Annotated in this window: 1 protein-coding gene; it reads left to right on the plus strand. The window is 48.0% G+C overall.

Annotated features, from left to right (window positions below; all coding sequences use genetic code 11):
- Positions 1-298: 298 nt before the first annotated feature.
- Positions 299-2,990: chemotaxis protein CheB (locus tag AB7U36_RS21635; protein WP_428161680.1), on the plus strand; the 2,692-nt coding region annotated here is incomplete at its 3' end.

The following is a 2,990-nucleotide window of genomic DNA, read 5'->3' on the forward strand; positions in this document are numbered from 1 at the left end:
AACATTGGTGTAAATACGACCCGGGCCGGAAGAAGGGAGTTCTGACCCGGGCGGCCCCACCTTGATCAATTATTCAAACCGGTTCCGGAGCAACTATAGCCTGGTATCGGACCGTGGAGGAGTAGATGCGCGATTCCTGCTCTCGGGTTCGGACAAACGTATCCGTGATAGGAGATCCCTTTTTATTTTAAACTTCCCTGGCCGGAAAAATATTGTGCCGTCCTATAATTTTGGTATAGTGAAGTGCGAAGTGCTAAAATAGGTTACAGGGCCTAAAAAGAAAGGGATAAAAACCCAATTGTCGCAATCGAAATCAAAAAGTCATGAAACCCAGGGGAAAAAAGCAACCGGCAGTATTGAAAGAAAATCAGCACTAAAATCATTTCCTGTTGTGGGATTGGGGGCGTCCGCCGGGGGATTGGAAGCATTAAAGGCATTTTTTACAAAGGTTCCGCCAACCAGCGGAATGGCTTTTATTGTTCTGGTACATATGACCCCGAACCAGCCGAGCCTTATGCCGGCACTGCTTCAAAAAACAACATCAATTCCGGTGTCAGCCGCAAAAGATGAAGAGCCCCTTGAGCCGAACAGGGCATATGTCATTCCTCCTAATAAGGATATTTCAGTTTACAACGGAAAAATTCAACTTCTGGATATGACAACAAAGAGGGGTCTGCTGCCTATTGATTACTTTTTCCGGTCGCTTGCCCAGGATCAGGGAGAAAATGCAGCTGCAATTGTGCTGTCAGGTATGGGCACAGACGGCACACTGGGTATTAAAGAGATCAAAGTTCATAACGGGCTTGTATTTGTTCAATCCGAGGACTCGGCCGGATATGACGGTATGCCCCGCAGTGCAATCAATACCGGAATTGTTGATATGATCATGGCTCCGGCGGACATGCCTGAAAAACTCATCCGATATTTTTCACACGCTGCCCGGCAGTCCCAGGATATCCCGGCTCAGCTTCCCGTTAAGGAAGATGGCTGGATACATAAAATTTATGCCATTCTCCGATCACATGTCGGTCATGATTTTTCATCCTATAAGCGCAATACAATTCTCAGGTGCATCAGCCGCCGGATGAATCTGAACCATATCAGCAGTCACGAAGATTATATGCGCTATTTAAGGGAAAATCCCGACGAAACAGACGCCCTGTTTCGAGAGCTGTTGATTGGTGTGACCAGTTTTTTCCGTGATCCGGAATCCTTTGACGTGCTGAAAACAGATGTCCTGCCGGACCTTTTAGAGACCCTGATGCCTGACGCCACCTTCAGAGCCTGGATTCCGGGATGTTCAACCGGTGAGGAAGTGTATTCTTTGGTCATTACATTAAAAGAGGTCCTTGACAAGACTTCAAACCGGATAAACCTGCAAATATTTGGTACGGATATTGACAACCGGGCCATCAGCAAAGCCCGTCAAGGTGTCTACCCGTGCAGTATCAAAGCGGATCTGGGCGAGGAGCGTGTGAATCGTTTCTTCATTCAAGAGGGAGATTTTTACCGTATACGAAAGGAAATTCGCGATTGTGTGGTCTTTTCCGTCCAGAATGTTATCAAGGACCCGCCGTTTTCCCGGTTGAACCTCATCTGCTGCAGGAATCTGCTGATTTACCTGAATACGGACGCACAAAAAAAGCTGCTGCCCCTGTTTCACTATACACTGATCCCGGGGGGCGTTCTTATGCTGGGATCTTCAGAAACCATAGGAAGCGCAACGGATCTGTTCGAAACCATCAATAAAAAATGGCGAATTTTCAGGCGTCGGGAAGTGCCTAAAGCCATACGACAGATCGTCAATTTTCCCACGGGTCCATTGGTTCTGGAACCTCCCCAGGATTCATCGGCTGCGAATCCTCAAAACAAAGCGTTCGACACCAGCTATCTGACACAAAAGGTGGTGTTGGAGCTGTTTGCCCCAACTGCCGTTCTTACGAACAGCAATGGCGACATCATAAATATACAGGGTCGGACCGGTAAATACCTTGAGACACCGAGCGGCCCTGTCACCAACAACATCCTGGATATGGTGCGTGAGGGGCTGCGCATAGAGCTCTCAGCCGCCCTGAGGGCTGCCAGATCCTCAGCTGTTCAAGTGACCAAAAAAAGACTGTCTGTAAAAACCAACGGTGATTATCAACTGATTGATCTGCATGTTTGCCCTTTAAAGAAACCCAATGAGCTTGCCGGACGGTTACTTGTGGTTTTTGAGGATATCGAATCCGAATCCATGGACGAAACAGGGGACCACGCCGGTAAAGATGACTCCTCGCTTGCATCAACGCGCATTGCTGAATTGGAACGGGAGCTGCAGACAACCAGGGAAAGTCATCAGACGACTATCGAAGAGCTGGAATCGTCAAATGAAGAGCTCAAATCAACCAATGAGGAAATCCAGTCGGCCAACGAAGAGCTGCAGTCCACCAACGAGGAACTGGACTCCTCCAGGGAGGAACTTCAGTCGCTGAACGAAGAGCTTCAAACGGTTAATGCCGAACTTCAAGGCAAAGTGGAAGAGTTGTCGGCAGCGCATGATGACATGCGCAACCTGCTGAACAGTACGGAAATCGCCAATATTTTTGTGGACAATAACATGCAGGTTCGGCGGTTTACACCTGAAGCCACGATGATAGTCAACCTCATTCCCACAGATATCGGCAGACCTATCCGGCATGTTGCCAGTAACCTGAAATACGACAACATGATTAGAGATCTGGAAAAAGTCCTGCAGTATTTGACACCCGTTGAAACCGAAGTGCAAACCGATGAAGGGAGATGGTTCAACATGCGCATCATACCCTACCGTACCAGGGACAACCGAATCGACGGCGCTGTGATGACGTTTACAAGCATTGACGATCAAAAGAAAGTCAATAACCAGCTTGAAGATTCATTAAAAGAAGCGGAAAACGCTTGGGAACTCGTGCGGGCTATATTCGATATAGGCCAAGACCCAATGGTGGTATTGGATAAAAACAGCTGCA

It is taken from the genome of Desulfobacter sp., assembly GCF_050177295.1.